Annotated in this window: 20 protein-coding genes; 19 read left to right on the forward strand and 1 reads right to left on the reverse strand. The window is 43.8% G+C overall.

Features of this window, described 5'->3' with window-relative positions; genetic code table 11:
• Positions 1 to 6: 6 nt before the first annotated feature.
• The 6 genes from ypeB (at position 7) to rpsA (ending at position 5,025) form a co-directional block, all read left to right on the forward strand.
• A complete protein-coding gene (ypeB, locus tag P4361_RS10895; RefSeq protein WP_328089392.1) occupies positions 7 to 1,356 on the forward strand; it encodes a germination protein YpeB in 1,350 nt (449 codons plus the stop codon).
• A gap of 106 nt (positions 1,357 to 1,462) precedes the next feature.
• Entirely contained in the window at positions 1,463 to 2,125 is a 663-nt protein-coding gene (locus P4361_RS10900) for a flagellar brake protein (RefSeq protein WP_062235330.1), read from the forward strand.
• 50 nt (positions 2,126 to 2,175) lie between these two features.
• Positions 2,176 to 2,352: a DUF5359 family protein gene (locus P4361_RS10905; RefSeq protein ID WP_156316371.1), complete on the forward strand. Its 177-nt coding sequence runs from the start codon at positions 2,176 to 2,178 to the stop codon at positions 2,350 to 2,352.
• Between the two features lie 192 nt (positions 2,353 to 2,544).
• Positions 2,545 to 3,219, forward strand: coding sequence for a (d)CMP kinase (gene cmk, locus P4361_RS10910; protein ID WP_328089393.1), 675 nt, complete (start codon positions 2,545 to 2,547; stop codon positions 3,217 to 3,219).
• Position 3,220: 1 nt separating this feature from the next.
• A complete protein-coding gene (locus tag P4361_RS10915; RefSeq protein WP_062235338.1) occupies positions 3,221 to 3,805 on the forward strand; it encodes a lysophospholipid acyltransferase family protein in 585 nt (194 codons plus the stop codon).
• 74 nt (positions 3,806 to 3,879) lie between these two features.
• Positions 3,880 to 5,025 carry a 30S ribosomal protein S1 gene (gene rpsA / locus P4361_RS10920; RefSeq protein WP_053358039.1) on the forward strand — a complete coding sequence of 382 codons (1,146 nt, stop codon included), beginning with the start codon at positions 3,880 to 3,882 and terminating at the stop codon, positions 5,023 to 5,025.
• A gap of 42 nt (positions 5,026 to 5,067) precedes the next feature.
• Here rpsA and P4361_RS10925 read toward each other — a convergent pair whose 3' ends face one another.
• Positions 5,068 to 5,208, reverse strand: coding sequence for a YpzI family protein (locus P4361_RS10925; RefSeq protein ID WP_082316214.1), 141 nt, complete (start codon positions 5,206 to 5,208; stop codon positions 5,068 to 5,070).
• Positions 5,209 to 5,296: 88 nt separating this feature from the next.
• On the opposite strand from P4361_RS10925, the gene P4361_RS10930 reads away from it, so the two are divergent.
• The 13 genes from P4361_RS10930 to P4361_RS10990 all read left to right on the forward strand — a co-directional run bounded on the left by P4361_RS10930 (position 5,297) and on the right by P4361_RS10990 (position 15,338).
• Positions 5,297 to 5,905, forward strand: a complete 609-nt coding sequence (locus P4361_RS10930) for a YphA family membrane protein (RefSeq protein WP_328089395.1) — start codon at positions 5,297 to 5,299, stop codon at positions 5,903 to 5,905.
• A 125-nt stretch (positions 5,906 to 6,030) separates the two neighbouring features.
• A complete protein-coding gene (gene der / locus P4361_RS10935; protein ID WP_053358041.1) occupies positions 6,031 to 7,344 on the forward strand; it encodes a ribosome biogenesis GTPase Der in 1,314 nt (437 codons plus the stop codon).
• A gap of 9 nt (positions 7,345 to 7,353) precedes the next feature.
• Complete coding sequence (gene plsY, locus P4361_RS10940) at positions 7,354 to 7,941, forward strand: glycerol-3-phosphate 1-O-acyltransferase PlsY (RefSeq protein ID WP_062235351.1); 588 nt, start codon at positions 7,354 to 7,356, stop codon at positions 7,939 to 7,941.
• A gap of 18 nt (positions 7,942 to 7,959) precedes the next feature.
• Positions 7,960 to 9,003, forward strand: a complete 1,044-nt coding sequence (locus P4361_RS10945) for an NAD(P)H-dependent glycerol-3-phosphate dehydrogenase (RefSeq protein WP_062235354.1) — start codon at positions 7,960 to 7,962, stop codon at positions 9,001 to 9,003.
• 89 nt (positions 9,004 to 9,092) lie between these two features.
• On the forward strand, positions 9,093 to 9,353 hold the full coding sequence (locus tag P4361_RS10950; RefSeq protein WP_053358044.1) for a stage VI sporulation protein F: 261 nt from the start codon (positions 9,093 to 9,095) through the stop codon (positions 9,351 to 9,353).
• Positions 9,354 to 9,558: 205 nt separating this feature from the next.
• The gene (locus tag P4361_RS10955) at positions 9,559 to 9,759 is read left to right on the forward strand and encodes a DUF2768 domain-containing protein (protein WP_053358045.1); all 201 of its coding nucleotides are present in this window, start codon (positions 9,559 to 9,561) and stop codon (positions 9,757 to 9,759) included.
• A 13-nt stretch (positions 9,760 to 9,772) separates the two neighbouring features.
• Positions 9,773 to 10,489 (forward strand): hypothetical protein, encoded by a 717-nt coding sequence (locus P4361_RS10960; RefSeq protein WP_328089398.1) that lies wholly within the window; start codon positions 9,773 to 9,775, stop codon positions 10,487 to 10,489.
• 293 nt (positions 10,490 to 10,782) lie between these two features.
• A complete protein-coding gene (gene spoIVA / locus P4361_RS10965) occupies positions 10,783 to 12,261 on the forward strand; it encodes a stage IV sporulation protein A (RefSeq protein ID WP_053358047.1) in 1,479 nt (492 codons plus the stop codon).
• Between the two features lie 243 nt (positions 12,262 to 12,504).
• Positions 12,505 to 12,777, forward strand: a complete 273-nt coding sequence (locus P4361_RS10970) for an HU family DNA-binding protein (protein WP_053358048.1) — start codon at positions 12,505 to 12,507, stop codon at positions 12,775 to 12,777.
• A 174-nt stretch (positions 12,778 to 12,951) separates the two neighbouring features.
• The gene (folE, locus tag P4361_RS10975) at positions 12,952 to 13,533 is read left to right on the forward strand and encodes a GTP cyclohydrolase I FolE (RefSeq protein WP_416054320.1); all 582 of its coding nucleotides are present in this window, start codon (positions 12,952 to 12,954) and stop codon (positions 13,531 to 13,533) included.
• A gap of 24 nt (positions 13,534 to 13,557) precedes the next feature.
• A complete protein-coding gene (mtrB, locus tag P4361_RS10980; protein WP_053358050.1) occupies positions 13,558 to 13,791 on the forward strand; it encodes a trp RNA-binding attenuation protein MtrB in 234 nt (77 codons plus the stop codon).
• 128 nt (positions 13,792 to 13,919) lie between these two features.
• Entirely contained in the window at positions 13,920 to 14,627 is a 708-nt protein-coding gene (locus P4361_RS10985) for a heptaprenyl diphosphate synthase component 1 (RefSeq protein ID WP_328089399.1), read from the forward strand.
• Positions 14,628 to 14,630: 3 nt separating this feature from the next.
• Positions 14,631 to 15,338 carry a demethylmenaquinone methyltransferase gene (locus P4361_RS10990; protein ID WP_053358052.1) on the forward strand — a complete coding sequence of 236 codons (708 nt, stop codon included), beginning with the start codon at positions 14,631 to 14,633 and terminating at the stop codon, positions 15,336 to 15,338.
• The last annotated feature ends 3 nt before the right edge of the window (positions 15,339 to 15,341 follow it).

Genomic DNA, 15,341 nt, shown 5'->3' on the forward strand with positions numbered 1-15,341 from the left:
ATTTCATTGATACGAACAGTATTAATTGCTCTTTTAGTATTAGCCATAGCGGGTACAGGGTATTGGGGATACAGTGAACACCAGCAAAAGAACGCTATCCTCATTCAGGCGGAAAATAACTATCAGCGTGCATTCCATGACTTAAACTTTAATGTAGATTCTCTGCATGACAAAATTGGGGAAACATTGGCCATGAACTCCAAGCGCCAGCTTTCACCGACACTGGCACAAGTGTGGAGGCTTACGTCAGAAGCACATAACAATGTTGGGCAATTGCCGCTTTCTTTGCTTCCATTTAATAAGACGGAAGATTTTTTAACCAAGATGGGGGATTTCAGTTATCGTGTCTCACTGAGAGATCTTGAAAAGAAGCCGCTCACGGATAAAGAACATGCTACACTCAAAAAATTGTATGCCAACTCTTCAGAAATACAGAATGAACTTCGCAGAACCGAAGCACTGGCTTCAAAAAACAACCTTCGCTGGATGGATGTTGAAATGGCGCTCGCTAACAACAAACAGCCGGAGGACAATACGATTATCGATGGTTTTAAGACCGTGGACAAATCTTCAGAAGGTTATTCTCAGACGGATTTTGGTCCTGAAGTTTCGAATATGCATAATGCGAAAAAGCGAAATGTATCAAAGCTTGAAGGAAAGAACATCACGAAACAGGAGGCGAAAAAGCTCGCGATCAAGTTCTTTCAGCTCAAGAAAAATGTAAGGATCAACGTAAAGGAAACGGGAAAGGGCTCGCAATATAAAGCATATTCCATCACGATGTACAATCCTGACACAAAAGCCACAACCTACATGGATGTGACGAAAAAAGGCGGTTATCCTTTATGGGTGCTGCAAGACAGGAAAGTAGCGGCCCAGAAGATCAGCTTGAACGATGCACAGAAGGAAGCCATTTCGTTCCTTACTCTTCATATGAAAAGTAAGATGGAGGTCGTTTCAGCCAACCAGTACGATAACATCGCTGTCTTCACTTTCGTAAGTGTTCAGGATGGTGTAAGGATTTATCCGGACAGCATTTCCATCAAAGTTGCTCTGGACAATGGAGATATAATGGGGTACCAGGGAACCGATTTCTTGACTTCCCATCACGACCGGACCATTCCTCCTGCAAAAATCAATGAAAAACAGGCAAGAACGAAGCTTAACCCGAAATTCAAGGTCATGGAAAAACACATGGCGATCATCAAGAATGATGTGCAGCAGGAAGTTTACTGTTATGAGTTCTTAGGTCTTCTCGGCGACGAAACGTATGTAATCTACATCAGTGCACTAAACGGAGACGAAGAACAGGTTAAGAAATTGAAAGAAGGAGAACCGGATTACAGCTCCATGTAAGATAGTAAAAGGAAAGCGCCAGCGCTTTCCTTTTTTAAATGGTCTTGAACTTTCTGGGAAATATGGCATAATTAATGGTAAAATAGTCTTATAATGGGGGATTTGGTTGTTTGCTATAGGAGACACTCTATTTTTAGAGACGGCAGTATCGGATTACGGGACGCGCTACAAATGTAAAGTGATGGAACTGTCGGATGAACAGATCTATATTGATTATCCGTTCAATGAAAAAACAGGGAAAATGGAATTTTTCATGAATGGAACAGCATTCAAAGCAACATTTTATCATGATGATCAAAATGTATATATGTTTCATACAAAACTATGCGGACGCAAGATCGACAGGATTCCGCTCTTGGCCATCCATTATCCGGTTGAAAATTCGCTGGTAAAGCTGCAGCGGAGGCAATTTATTAGAATCGAAACCATGCTGGATATTGCGGTTCATCCATTAGAGGAACCCTCTTCTTTTGATCCCTTCACTACTGTCACTTCGGATATCAGTGCGGGAGGGCTAAGAATTGTTTTGCAGGAGGGACATCCTTTACAGGAAGGGATGCAGGTTTTATGCGGTGTGGTTCTTCCTATGCGGACAGGCGCTATCCATTATCTGAAAGCAGAATGCAGAGTGCTGCGGATCCTGCATGACGGAGAGAGAGAAAAGGCATCTGTCCATTTTGAAAATCTGGGGGAAGCCGCACAGCAAAACCTTGTCCGCTATTGTTTTGAACAGCAGCTCGCTGAGAAAAAGAAGCTTTTAAACGAATAGAACCTTTCAGGCTTGGATATATTATTTTCATGTATCGGAGGCTGATCGGCTTGAAAAAAATTGAAGGTCTGCTCATAAGGCTGGCCATTATCCATTTTGTATTCCTGATCCTTTCACAATGGATACTGACTCATGACACTTGGAAACGGAACGTAAACAAAAGTATTTATTATGAAGGCGTCATTAAAGGAAAGAACCCAGGCACTATGGAAACCATAGACCGCTAGATGCGTTTATGTTATAGTTAATGGCGAAAAGTTGCCTATGAATAGTTAAGAAAAGCAGAAGCGCTGGAGCCAGACAATACCCTTGTAAGTGAAGTTGAATAATATAATTTCTTAACTATAAAAAGCAGGGTGTATACCTGCTTTTATTCGTATGGTTTCAAAAAAAAGATTTTTGTGTATGCAGGAGGAAACATGAACAAGAAATTAAAAATCGCCATTGACGGCCCAGCAGGAGCGGGCAAAAGTACAGTTGCAAAATTGGTCGCGGACAAGCTTTCCTATATATACATAGACACGGGTGCAATGTACCGGGCATTAACCTACAAAGCCCTGTCTTCCAAGTCTGATCTGCATGACGGCAGCATGCTGCAATCTCTTCTAAAAGAAACGAACATAGAATTGGAGATTACAGGAGACGGCCAGGCTGTCATCCTTGATGGAAGTGATGTCTCCAAAGAAATTAGAAGCTCGGATGTGACGAACAACGTTTCCTTTGTCGCTACACCGCAAGAGGTCAGAGAAGAGATGGTCAGGCGGCAGCAGGAACTTGCAAGCGAAGGCGGAGTAGTAATGGACGGCCGTGACATCGGCACCCATGTTATGCCTGATGCTGAATTGAAGGTGTTTTTGATCGCATCTGTAGAAGAGCGTGCGAAACGAAGATATGATGAAAATAAAAGCAAAGGGTATGAAACCGATCTTGAGAAACTGAAAGAAGAGATAAGCCTCCGCGATAAACGCGATTCAGAGCGCGAGTTTGCTCCGTTAAAAAAAGCGGATGACGCGATTGAGCTTGACACCACATCAATGTCCATTGAAGATGTTGTTAATGAAATCCTTCATTTGGTGAGTGAAAGGGCTGGATAAAGTGAACCTTTACAAATTCGGTAAAGCGGTGTGCGGTGCTTTTTTGAAAAGTATGTACAAAATTGATATTCAAGGGCTTGAAAATGTACCTGCCGATGGCGGAATTCTTCTTTGCAGCAACCATATTAATAATTTTGATCCTCCGCTAGTCGGAGTGGCCGCACCACGAGATGTTCATTTTATGGCCAAAGCTGAACTGTTCAGTATGCCTGTCTTAAAGACAATCCTTCCAAAAATCAATGCGTTTCCTGTAAAGCGGGGAATGAGCGACAAACAGGCATTAAGGAATGGATTGAGCATACTGAAAGAGGGAAAAGTACTCGGGTTATTCCCTGAGGGCACGAGGAGCAAAACAGGCCAATTGGGCCAGGGACTTGCAGGCGCAGGTTTTTTCGCTCTTAAATCAGAAGCAGCTGTCGTGCCGTGTGCCATTAAAGGCGAGTATAAACGCGGCAAAAAAATCACCATTATTTTCGGGAAGCCGATCGATTTTACAGAAATGAGAGAGCAAAAAGCTTCCGCAAAAGATGCAACAAACCTTATAATGTTAAATATAGAAAAGCTTCTTATGGATTCTGTATCGTAAAAGGAATACTGTATACTTCCTTCATATTGAAGGTTGAAATATATACTTATACGAAATTGAGGAGGCATTGTTGTATGGCTGATGAGTTGAACACAAGTTTAGAAGAGACAAAAGTGCTCGAAGTTGGAGATGTAGTTGAAGGGACTGTCTTAAAGGTTGAAGATAAGCTGGCCATTATAGATGTGGGCTACAAGCAGGATGCTGTATTGCCTGTGAATGAAATCTCCAATGTTTTCGTAGAAAAAGCATCAGATTTTCTAAAAGAAGGAGATAAAGTGGCGGTAAAAGTCACATCTCTTACTGAAGAACAGCTCACCGTTTCCAAAAAAGCGGTCGACACTGTCAAGTCCTGGGAAGAACTGAAACAAAAGTTTGATCAGAATGAAACATTTGAAGTAACGGTTCATGAAGTTGTAAAAGGAGGACTCGTCGTCGATCTTGGCGTACGCGGTTTCATCCCCGCATCCATGGTCGAAAAAAGGTTCATTGAAGACTTCAGTGATTACAAAAACCGCTCTCTGACGGTTAAAATTATGGAGCTCGATGAAGAGAAAAACCGCGTCATTCTTTCCCATCGCGCCGTCGAGGAAGAGCTGGAATCACAGCGGAAACAAGAGCTCCTGAACAATTTGGAATCCGGCCAAGTGCTTGATGGCACTGTACAGCGTTTAACCGATTTCGGTGCATTTGTTGACATCGGCGGTCTTGACGGCCTCGTTCACATTTCTCAGCTTTCCCATAAACGGGTGGATAATACGTCTGAAGTCGTCTCAGAAGGGGATGCTGTCAAAGTTAAGGTCCTTTCCGTTGACAGGGATAATGAGCGTGTTTCTCTCTCCATAAAAGAGACCCAGCCAGGACCTTGGGAGAGTCTTGAATCTGGTCTTGCACCAGGCAAAGTGATCCAGGGTACGGTTAAACGCCTTGTTTCCTTCGGTGCTTTTGTTGAAATCGCACAAGGTGTTGAAGGGCTTGTACACATCTCAGAGATCAGCAACCGCCACATTGGAAGTCCTGGAGAAGTGCTTTCTGAAGGTGAAAAGGTTACTGTAAAAGTGTTGGATATTGACCGGAAAGAAAAAAGAATTTCCCTCAGTATCCGTGCTGCACAGGAAGCGAAAGAGCAGCAGAACATCCGTGAGAACTTCCCTAAAGAAGAAAAAGGCTTCTCGCTTGCTGATATGATCGGTGACCAGCTTAAAGGATTAAAAAAAGATTAAGATAAAAAAAGAACTCCCGCTGCGGAGTTCTTTTCTTTTGTTTCAGCTTTTTTGGTTATTTCTTCTTTTGGCTTCTTCCGGGCCTTCCAGCGATGTAGCTCCAGAATATTTCAGACTCTGGTCACGGTCGGATTCTACTCTGTGTGATTCGCGGAGTTTTTTTTCCTGGCGGTCTTTTCCCATGCTGCTGCCTCCTTTCTGTTTGCTTTTATTATGACTGCATGATTAGGTTTTATTCGATTGAGCCATAATGGGGGTAGAGGAGGAGAGCATGATGGATGGAATTTTCTTTTATTGGTTTGCATGGATTGGATGGGCCTACAGCACGTTTTTAATGAAAGCATCGCCCCTGCGGACGGTCTATTCAGCCTCGCTTCTCACCCTGCTGATCGCGCATGGCTTCGTATTGGACACCGGTCTTGTGAGCATTAATTTTACATTTCTATTTCTGTTTTTAAGCTGTTATTTATGGATTTTTAGATTGCCGTTTAAGATGGTCCTATATTACGTATTTTGTTCTTTTCTGATCGCTCTTTCCTATAATGCCATGCTTTTATTCTCGATGTATGATCCAGTTTGGATGGTTGTACAAGTAAAATGGCTGCTTGCCGGTGCTCTCTTTGTTCTTTCTTTATTATTAATCAAACATCCGCGTTTTCGTCCCATCGTGCTCGCAGCGGGATATTGCGAAGGGGAGGCTGTCTATCACGTTGTTATTAAAAAACTAACGTGGAGCATTGAACTGGGAAGTCTTAATTTCCTTGATGTTGTTTCCTTGTCAGTTGCCCTGTGCTTTGTCTTTGAAGGCGTAAAGCAATTCGGACATTTTTTGTCCGCAGAAGCAGGGAGAGGAAAAATGATAAAACGTGTATCAAGGTGAGTCTGCGCTGAATGACGGTTGTGGGTTATACTTTTATCTGCTAAAATAAATTAGCTATTATTGCGGCCCTTCATCGCGGAAGGGTTTTCTTTTTTTGGACTACTAAGTAAAAAGGATGTGTCGACATGCAAAAGCCAGTTTTGGCCATCGTCGGAAGACCAAATGTGGGGAAGTCCACAATATTTAACCGTATTGTCGGAGACCGGGTTTCTATCGTGGAAGATATGCCAGGTGTGACAAGAGACAGAATCTATAGTTCAGCTGAATGGCTGAACCGTGAATTTAATATAATTGATACGGGCGGAATTGAAATCGGAGATGAACCGTTATTGCATCTGATGAGACAGCAAGCTGAGGTCGCTATCGATGAAGCGGATGTTATTGTTTTTCTTGCCGATGGGAAAGAAGGGGTAACCGCCGCAGATGAAGAGGTGGCAAAACTTCTTCATCGCTCAAAGAAACCCATTGTTCTTGGAGTCAACAAAATAGATAATCCTGAACGCAAGGATTTGATCTATGATTTTTATTCCCTTGGAATGGGAGAGCCTTTTCCAGTTTCGGGTTCGCACGGTATTGGTCTTGGAGACCTTCTCGATGCGGTATTCAGCCATTTTCCGGAACAGCCCGAGGAAGAGGAAGATGATGAAACGATCCGTTTCTGCCTAATCGGACGCCCAAATGTTGGTAAATCCTCACTCGTTAATGCGATCTTAGGCAAGGAGCGTGTGATTGTAAGCGATATTGCCGGCACAACAAGAGATGCGATCGATTCAGAATTTACCCGTGAAGGACAGAAATATACGATTATTGATACTGCAGGGATGCGAAAAAGAGGAAAAGTCTATGAGCATACCGAAAAGTATAGTGTTCTTCGTGCTTTAAAAGCCATTGAAAGAGCCGATGTTGTCTGTGTTGTTCTGAATGCGGAAGAAGGAATCATCGAGCAGGATAAAAAAGTGGCAGGCTTTGCCCATGAAGCAGGAAAAGCGGTCATTATCATCGTGAATAAATGGGATGCCGTTGAAAAAGATGATAAAACACTTCGTGAATTTGAACAGAAGATCCGGGATCATTTCCTGTACCTAAGCTATGCTCCGATTCTTTTTGTATCAGCAAAAACAAAACAGAGACTTCATACTCTCTATCCTTTGATCAATCAAGTGGCCGAAAACCATTCCCTTCGTGTTCAGACGAACGTTCTGAACGATGTGATCATGGATGCTGTGGCAATGAATCCTACACCTACGGACAACGGCAAGCGCCTGAAAATCAACTATGCCACTCAGGTAGCCATTAAGCCGCCTACGATCGCTCTTTTTGTCAATGATCCTGAACTTCTTCACTTTTCATACCGCAGGTTCCTTGAAAACAAGGTAAGGGAGACGTTTGGCTTTATTGGTACCCCGATCAGAATCGTTGCCCGCAAAAAAAATGATTAGGTAGACGGCATGCAGATTGTCTTGCTGTTTATCGGTGCTTATTTATTAGGCTCCATCAGTTTCAGTTATATCATCACTAAAGGGCTGAAAAAAGAGGATATACGCAAATTGGGGAGCGGAAATGCAGGAGCCACGAACACGCTGCGGGTTATCGGTGTAGGACCTGCCATCGGCGTGCTCCTGCTGGACGGGCTAAAAGGGATGATCCCTGTGTGGGCTGCAATTGGCCTCCATTACAATATGACCGCAGCCATCGCTGCGGGAGCGATGGCCATTATCGGGCATAATTGGCCCATCTATTACGGATTTAAAGGAGGTAAAGGGGTAGCGACGACCATCGGTGTTTTTATGGTAGCTTCGTTCATCCCTTCACTCATATCTGGGATCGTTGTGATTCTTCTCATTGCAGCTACCCGTTATGTTTCTTTAGGTTCCATCGTTTTTATGATTTTGACGCCTGCATTAATGTTTATTTTAAAAACAATACCTTTTGACGCGGCGCTATGCGCTTCACTGATCGGTGTTCTCTCCATATGGAGGCACCGCACCAATATCTCCAGACTTTTAAAAGGAAATGAAAGAAAAATAGGGCATTAAGTAAGGAGTGGAGTAGGAATGGAAAAAGTAGCAGTAATCGGTGCCGGCAGCTGGGGTACAGCGCTGGCCCTCGTTTTAGCGGATAATGGACACGATGTCCGTTTATGGGGAAGAAGACAAGAACAGATCAACGAAATCAATTCTTTACATACCAATGAAAAATATTTGCCGGGTATCTCGCTTCCAGAAGAGCTCCGCGGATTTACCGATCTTCAGGAAACGGTCTCAGGCGCGGGCATGATCTTGCTTGTCGCTCCTACAAAGGCGATAAGAGAAGTGCTTGGCGATCTGGTACCGCACTTGGATCATCCGGTAACGATCGTCCATGCAAGCAAAGGAATAGAACCGGAAACGTATAAGCGTGTATCTGAAATCATTGAAGAAGAAGTACCTGCTGAAGTGCGCAAATCCATTGTTGTGCTTTCAGGGCCAAGCCATGCGGAAGAAGTTTCATTACGGCAGCCGACCACGGTTACGGTTTCCTCAGCCGATGTAGAAGAAGCGGAGTTTGTTCAGGATCTGTTTATTAACCAGAACTTCAGGGTCTACACGAACCCGGATATTGTAGGGGTTGAACTCGGCGGAGCACTGAAGAATATTATCGCGCTTGGAGCCGGTATGTCTGACGGGCTTGGTTATGGAGACAATGCCAAAGCCGCTCTTATCACGCGTGGGCTTGCTGAAATCGCCAGGCTTGGAACGAAAATGGGAGCCAACCCGCTGACATTCGCAGGCTTGACAGGAATCGGAGATCTCATCGTTACATGTACGAGTGTCCACAGCAGGAACTGGAGAGCCGGAAACATGCTCGGCAAAGGGGAAGCGCTCGATGCGGTACTTGAAAAAATGGGCATGGTTGTCGAAGGTGTCAGAACAACAAAAGCGGCTTACCAGCTGGCTCAGAAGGAAAATGTAGAGATGCCGATCACAAATGTTCTTCATGACGTGCTGTTCGACGGAAAAAATGCGAAAGAAGCTGTGGATGAACTGATGAGAAGAAGCAGGACCCATGAAGTGGAAGACGTCTCTTCTCTTTTATCTAATTTAAATATTACGGAATAATCCATTTGGTTTATCTCTCCGATTTCTTTCACGATTATTAGACTAACGCATAGGATAATGGTGAATAGGTTGTTGGAGGAGGACGAAAAATGGATCGTAACAATCAATTTTTTGATAAAGTTGAAAAGAAAACAAACGTTAAGAAAGAAGATATCTTTAAACTTGCCCAGACCGTCAGCAATGAAAATCTGCGGGATGAGCGCACTCTAAGAAGACTGATTTCCCAGGTAGCCTCCTTGGCCGGTGTCCCTGTTTCCAAACAAAAAGAAGACCAAATTGTCAGTGCTGTAATCAATAACAATGTGCCTCTTGATTTCAGCACATTATCTAAAATGTTCGAGAACAAGTAGGGACAACTTTAACGGATAGCCAATCAATCTGCAAATTGGGGTTTTTAGTCGTTCGGCAGGCGGTGTATCAGACATCGGCCTGCCTTTTTTTGTTGTAAGAAAGAAGGAATGTCTAGCTCCAGCGCTTATCGGACCAAAACATGAGCGCTTACGCTTTTCTTTTGTTTTATGCTATAATTTACGCTGTATGCAAAGGGGGATACATATGGACGCAGGATTAATGAAAATGTGGGTTGCGCTTTCATCAATCGCATTGATGTTTATTGCGGTTTTTTCTATTATGATCAGCAGATCGAAACTGAAAGGAATCTTTAAATACATACTGGCGGCTATCGCATATATTTGCATGATTACAGCAGGCATCTTAATTGTTCTCGTAGTCTTTAGCGGACCGGTGAAAGGATAGGTACGCCAGAACCATGAAAAAAATCTGTTCTCTCACGTTCTTAGTCTGCCTGCTCTTCAGCCTGACGGGCTGCCTGTATCCAGACAGCCAAAAAAGCGAAAACCGTATACCATACAAGGATCAGATGGCCATGGTTCAGTCCGCAGTGGATGATTACCATAAAGACACGTCTGTGCTTCCGATTAAAAACAAAGACGCCTCCACAGACGTTTATGAAAAGTATCCGATTGATTTTGGAAGGCTGATTCCAAAATACATGCAGCAGCCTCCCGGCAATTCGTTCGAAAAAGGAGGCACGTTTCAATATGTGCTCATCGATGCGGAAACGAAACCAAAAGTAAGGCTGATTGACCTGGTGATCGTAAACAAAGCTCAGGATCTGGAAACCAGATTGAAAGAATATATTCGAACCCATAAATATCCGCCATATCAAAAGATATTGGCTAATGGCAGGTATACCCTTGATTATAAAAAGATGGGCTACAAAGAAGCACCATACGCAGTAAGCCCTTATTCCGGCAAGAACCTTCCATTTATTGTAGATAATGATTCAAAAGTTCATGTGGATTATTCTATCGATCTCTACCATCTGCTGAAAAAGGGGCAGCATGTAAAAAATGGAGAAGACATCCGTCCGCTCCTTGTGCAGGACTCATTTTTTGTGCCGGTGCGTTCCGTTCCCTATACTGTAAAGAACGGAGAGCCTGTTTTTTTGGCATCTGATCAATAACTTTATACAACACGAGATAAATAATTGGCATGAACTCTCCTCCTTTTTAATACATTCATAGAAAAGGAGGAGGGTTTTTTATATAAAAACGGACATGGTGATAACCTGGACAGTTTGCACACGGAAGATCACAATTGATTGTGCTTCTCTCCCGGTCTATAAAACGAACTGAGGTCCATCGCTGATTTTTGTATGAAAAAACTTTCATTCCTTATCATATTTTTGGGACAACATCATATTATGTAATGTCCAAGAATAGCATCCGGAACTTATTTGGATCGGGAGGGAAATGAATGGAAAAAATCGATATTTTCAAAGATATCGCTGAACGGACAGGAGGAGACATTTATCTCGGAGTAGTCGGTGCTGTTCGTACAGGGAAATCTACCTTTATTAAACGGTTTATGGAGCTGGTCGTGCTGCCGAACATCCAAAATGACGGTGAGCGCCAGCGGGCACAGGATGAGCTTCCTCAAAGTGCAGCAGGAAAGACCATCATGACAACGGAACCTAAGTTTGTTCCGAACAATGCGGTCAGAATCCATGTCGGAGAAGGCCTGGATGTTAATGTAAGGCTGGTGGATAGTGTAGGCTATGCAGTGCCGAGCGCAAAAGGCTATGAGGATGAGAACGGGCCAAGAATGATTCATACACCATGGTATGACGAACCGATTCCTTTCCATGAAGCTGCTGAGATCGGCACAAGAAAAGTCATCCAGGAGCATTCCACCCTCGGAGTGGTTGTCACCACAGACGGTTCGATCGGAGAGATTCCAAGGTACGACTATATCGAATCGGAAGAAAGAGTTATCGATGAATTGAAAGAAGTCGGCAAGCCGTTCATCCTGGTGGTCAACTCTGTGCAGCCGCATCATCCTGATACAGAACAGCTGCGCAAAGAACTGTGCGAGAAATATGATATTCCAGTTCTGGCCATGAGTGTAGAGAGCATGACAGAGCATGATATAAACAATGTTCTCAGAGAAGTGCTGTATGAGTTCCCGGTTCTTGAAGTCAATGTGAACCTGCCAAGCTGGGTCATGGTGCTGAGGGAGGAACATTGGCTGCGGGAAAGCTATGAAGAAGCAGTAAGGGAAACGGTGAAGGATATCAAAAGGCTGAGGGATGTCGACCGGGTAGTAGGCAGCTTCAGCGACTTCGAATTTATAGACGAAGCACGGCTTGCAGGCATTGAGATGGGTCAGGGGATTGCAGAGATTGACCTGTTTGCTCCAGATGACCTCTATGATCAGATCTTAAAAGAAGTTGTAGGAGTAGAGATCAGGGGCAAAGATCACTTGCTGCAGCTGATGCAAGAATTCGCCTATGCAAAGCAGGAATATGACCAGGTAGCTGATGCACTGAGAATGGTCAAACAAACAGGTTACGGAATAGCTGCTCCAGCCTTGACCGACATGAGCCTCGATGAACCGGAAATCATCCGACAAGGCTCCAGGTTCGGCGTCAGGCTGAAAGCGGTAGCGCCTTCTATTCATATGATTAAAGTTGATGTGGAATCAGAATTTGCGCCGATCATCGGCACAGAGAAACAGAGCGAAGAACTCGTAAGGTATCTTATGCAGGATTTTGAAGAGGATCCGCTATCCATCTGGAACTCTGATATCTTTGGACGATCGCTGAATTCCATCGTGAGGGAAGGCATTCAGGGCAAGATTTCACTCATGCCGGAGAATGCAAGATACAAGCTGAAGGAAACCCTTGAGCGCATTATAAACGAAGGCTCTGGAGGATTAATCGCTATTATTTTATAATGAGAGGCTCCTTAAATGGAGTCTTTTTTTGTTGGAAATAGGCAAAAAGACTCTATAAAAGTCGGCTTTTCGCTATTTTCCGCATAAAAATATTGAATTCTTATGACTTATCGTTTAATATAAGGCTTGTTACGAAAGTATTTAGTAAATCTTGTATAAAACAGGGCCCAGCGCTTTATGATAGTAAGACAGCCGTAAAACAAATGCATAGATAATAGCGTTCTTTGAGAGGAGGTGAATGGAATGAACAAGACTGATCTTGTAAATACAGTATCTGAACAAACTCAACTTTCTAAAAAGGATGCCACTAAAGCTGTTGATGCAGTATTCGAGGCGATCGCTGAAACACTTAAAGAAGGTGACAAGGTACAACTTATCGGTTTTGGTAACTTCGAAGTTCGTGAGCGTGCAGCTCGTAAGGGTCGCAACCCGCAAACTGGTCAAGAGATCGAAATCGCAGCAAGCAAAGTGCCTGCTTTCAAACCAGGAAAAGCCCTTAAGGATGCTCTAAAATAATCTTATACATAGGGCAAGCAAGAACCGCATTATGCGGTTCTTTTATTTTTGTGTTAAAAGTGTGGAATGAGCTCTCCTTTTTTGCCATTGCTTGTTACATATGCTAGAATCGGTTTTAGAAAAACGTACAGCAAACGTGAAAATGAACCTACATGAAACGTTGCAGGAATGAAAATGGAGGCTACCGCAGTGAAGGAATTCGATCGAGCAAAAATTGAACAGGCAGTTACCATGATCCTTGAGGCCATTGGAGAAGATCCGTCGCGTGAAGGACTTGTTGATACACCGAAAAGAGTGGCTAAAATGTACCAGGAAGTGTTTCAGGGACTGAACCAGGATCCGAAAGAGCACTTTGCTACGATCTTCGGAGAGGATCATGAAGAGCTGGTACTCGTGAAAGACATTCCGTTCTATTCCATGTGTGAACACCATCTTGTTCCTTTCTTTGGAAAAGCGCATATAGGCTATATCCCAAGAGGAGGAAAAGTAACCGGTCTGAGCAAACTTGCAAGAGCTGTTGAGGCAGTGACCCGCAGGCCGCAGCTTCAGGAAAGAATTACATCAGATGTTGCTGATGCGCTCGTAGAGACGCTTGAACCTCATGGTGTGATCGTCGTTGTCGAGGCTGAGCATATGTGCATGACCATGCGCGGAGTGAAAAAGCCCGGCTCAAAAACCATAACTTCTGCAGTTAGAGGGATATTTGTTAAGGATGCGGCTGCAAGAGCAGAAGTGCTCACGTTTATACGCGGTTAATTTAAAAGAAACGGAGTGTACGGCATGAAAACGAACGAGAAAATGAACGAGAATGAGTTTTTTGTGATTAAAGCGAAAGAAAACGGAGTTAACGTGATTGGCTTGACCAGGGGGACTGAGACCAGGTTCCACCATTCAGAGAAGCTTGATAAGGGAGAGGTCATGCTCGCTCAGTTCACTGAGCATACATCTGCGGTTAAAGTAAGAGGCAAGGCGGTCATTTATACACGGCACGGTGAAGTTGACACGGAAGTATAAAAGCTTGGCTTGTGCCAAGTTTTCTTTACGCCTGATACTTTAAGGTGTAAACAATTATTGAATGGCCGGTATGATATAATAAATAATAGATAGAGTAAGCTGTATTTGCAGGATGTGGGGGCAGGGACATGAAGATCATCCAAGAAATAAATAAGTTAAATGAATATGTTTTACGAACGATGGAACATTCTTTTCTAAAGCAGTATGTCGATGTTCCCCGGATCAATAACGATAAATGCCTGATTGCCTATTCGCTTCTGAAAGAAAGCGGATACGAAGGCGAGGAATTACAGGAATATTACGCAGCTGTCATGCTCGTCCAGAGTGCACTCGATACGCATGAATACATACTGAAGATTCAAAAGGACGAAGTAAAAGAGCGGCAATTGACCGTTCTGGCGGGAGACTATTACAGCAGCCTCTACTATTTTATGCTATCCCTCTGTGAAGATCTTCCGTTAATACGGGTACTCTCACTTGGGATTCAGGATGTAAACGAAAGCAAGATGAAGCTTTTTTACAGCAAACAATCAAAACCTGATGAGATCACAAACGGAATCAAAAGCATGGAGGCTGGTATCCTGACAAGGGTAGCACGCCACTTTGGCAAGGAAGAGTTCATTCCGTTTATCTCTGAGTTCTTGTTTGTTTCTGCTGCTTCTCAATGCCCTGATCCTCTTTTTTTAGATTATCACCATCAGATTAAAAATGATCTGCTGCTAGCCCGCCACAAACTTAAGACACAAAAGCAGCCGGCTACCTTAAGAGCTGTCATGGAAAAGAGAATGAGGGCACTGCTTGAAGCACCTCACTATTTATTGCCGGAGGAAGGATAAGCGATGGAACAATTAAAAGAACAGCGGGTCCATTCGGTCTTTGAAAAAATATCAGGTCAATATGACTTTATGAACAACGTGATCAGCTTTAAGCAGCATACGAGATGGCGCAATGATACGATGAAACGCATGGCTGTGAAAGAAGGAAGCCGTGCGCTCGATGTATGCTGCGGCACAGGGGAGTGGAGCATCGCTCTCGCGAAAGCGGTCGGAGCATCCGGGTCGGTAACCGGACTGGATTTCAGCAAGAACATGCTGGAAGTCGGCAAGAAAAAGCTTTCGGAGCTGAAGTGCCCAAATGTAAAGCTGATCCACGGGAATGCTATGGAACTGCCTTTTCCCGATAATACGTTCGATTACGTGACCATCGGGTTCGGTCTTCGGAACGTTCCGGATTATCTCCAGGTAATCAAGGAGATGCAACGCGTGGTTAAACCGGGAGGCAGAGTGGTCTGTTTGGAAACTTCTCAGACGACCACACCGATCGTAAAGCATGTCTTCCGTTTTTATTTTTCGGTCGTCATGCCGTTTCTCGGCAGACTTCTGGCAAAAAGCTATAATGAATATTCCTGGCTTCAGGAATCTGCCGGAGAATTCCTTGATAGGAATGAATTGAAGGCGTTATTTGAAGAAGCGGGGTTATCCCAAGTTACAGTTAAGCCATATACGTTCGGAACGGCGGCTATGCACATGGGAATTAAACAAACATAGAAA

Source organism: Fictibacillus sp. B-59209, assembly GCF_036216745.1.
Classification (GTDB): domain Bacteria; phylum Bacillota; class Bacilli; order Bacillales; family Fictibacillaceae; genus Fictibacillus_C; species Fictibacillus_C marinisediminis.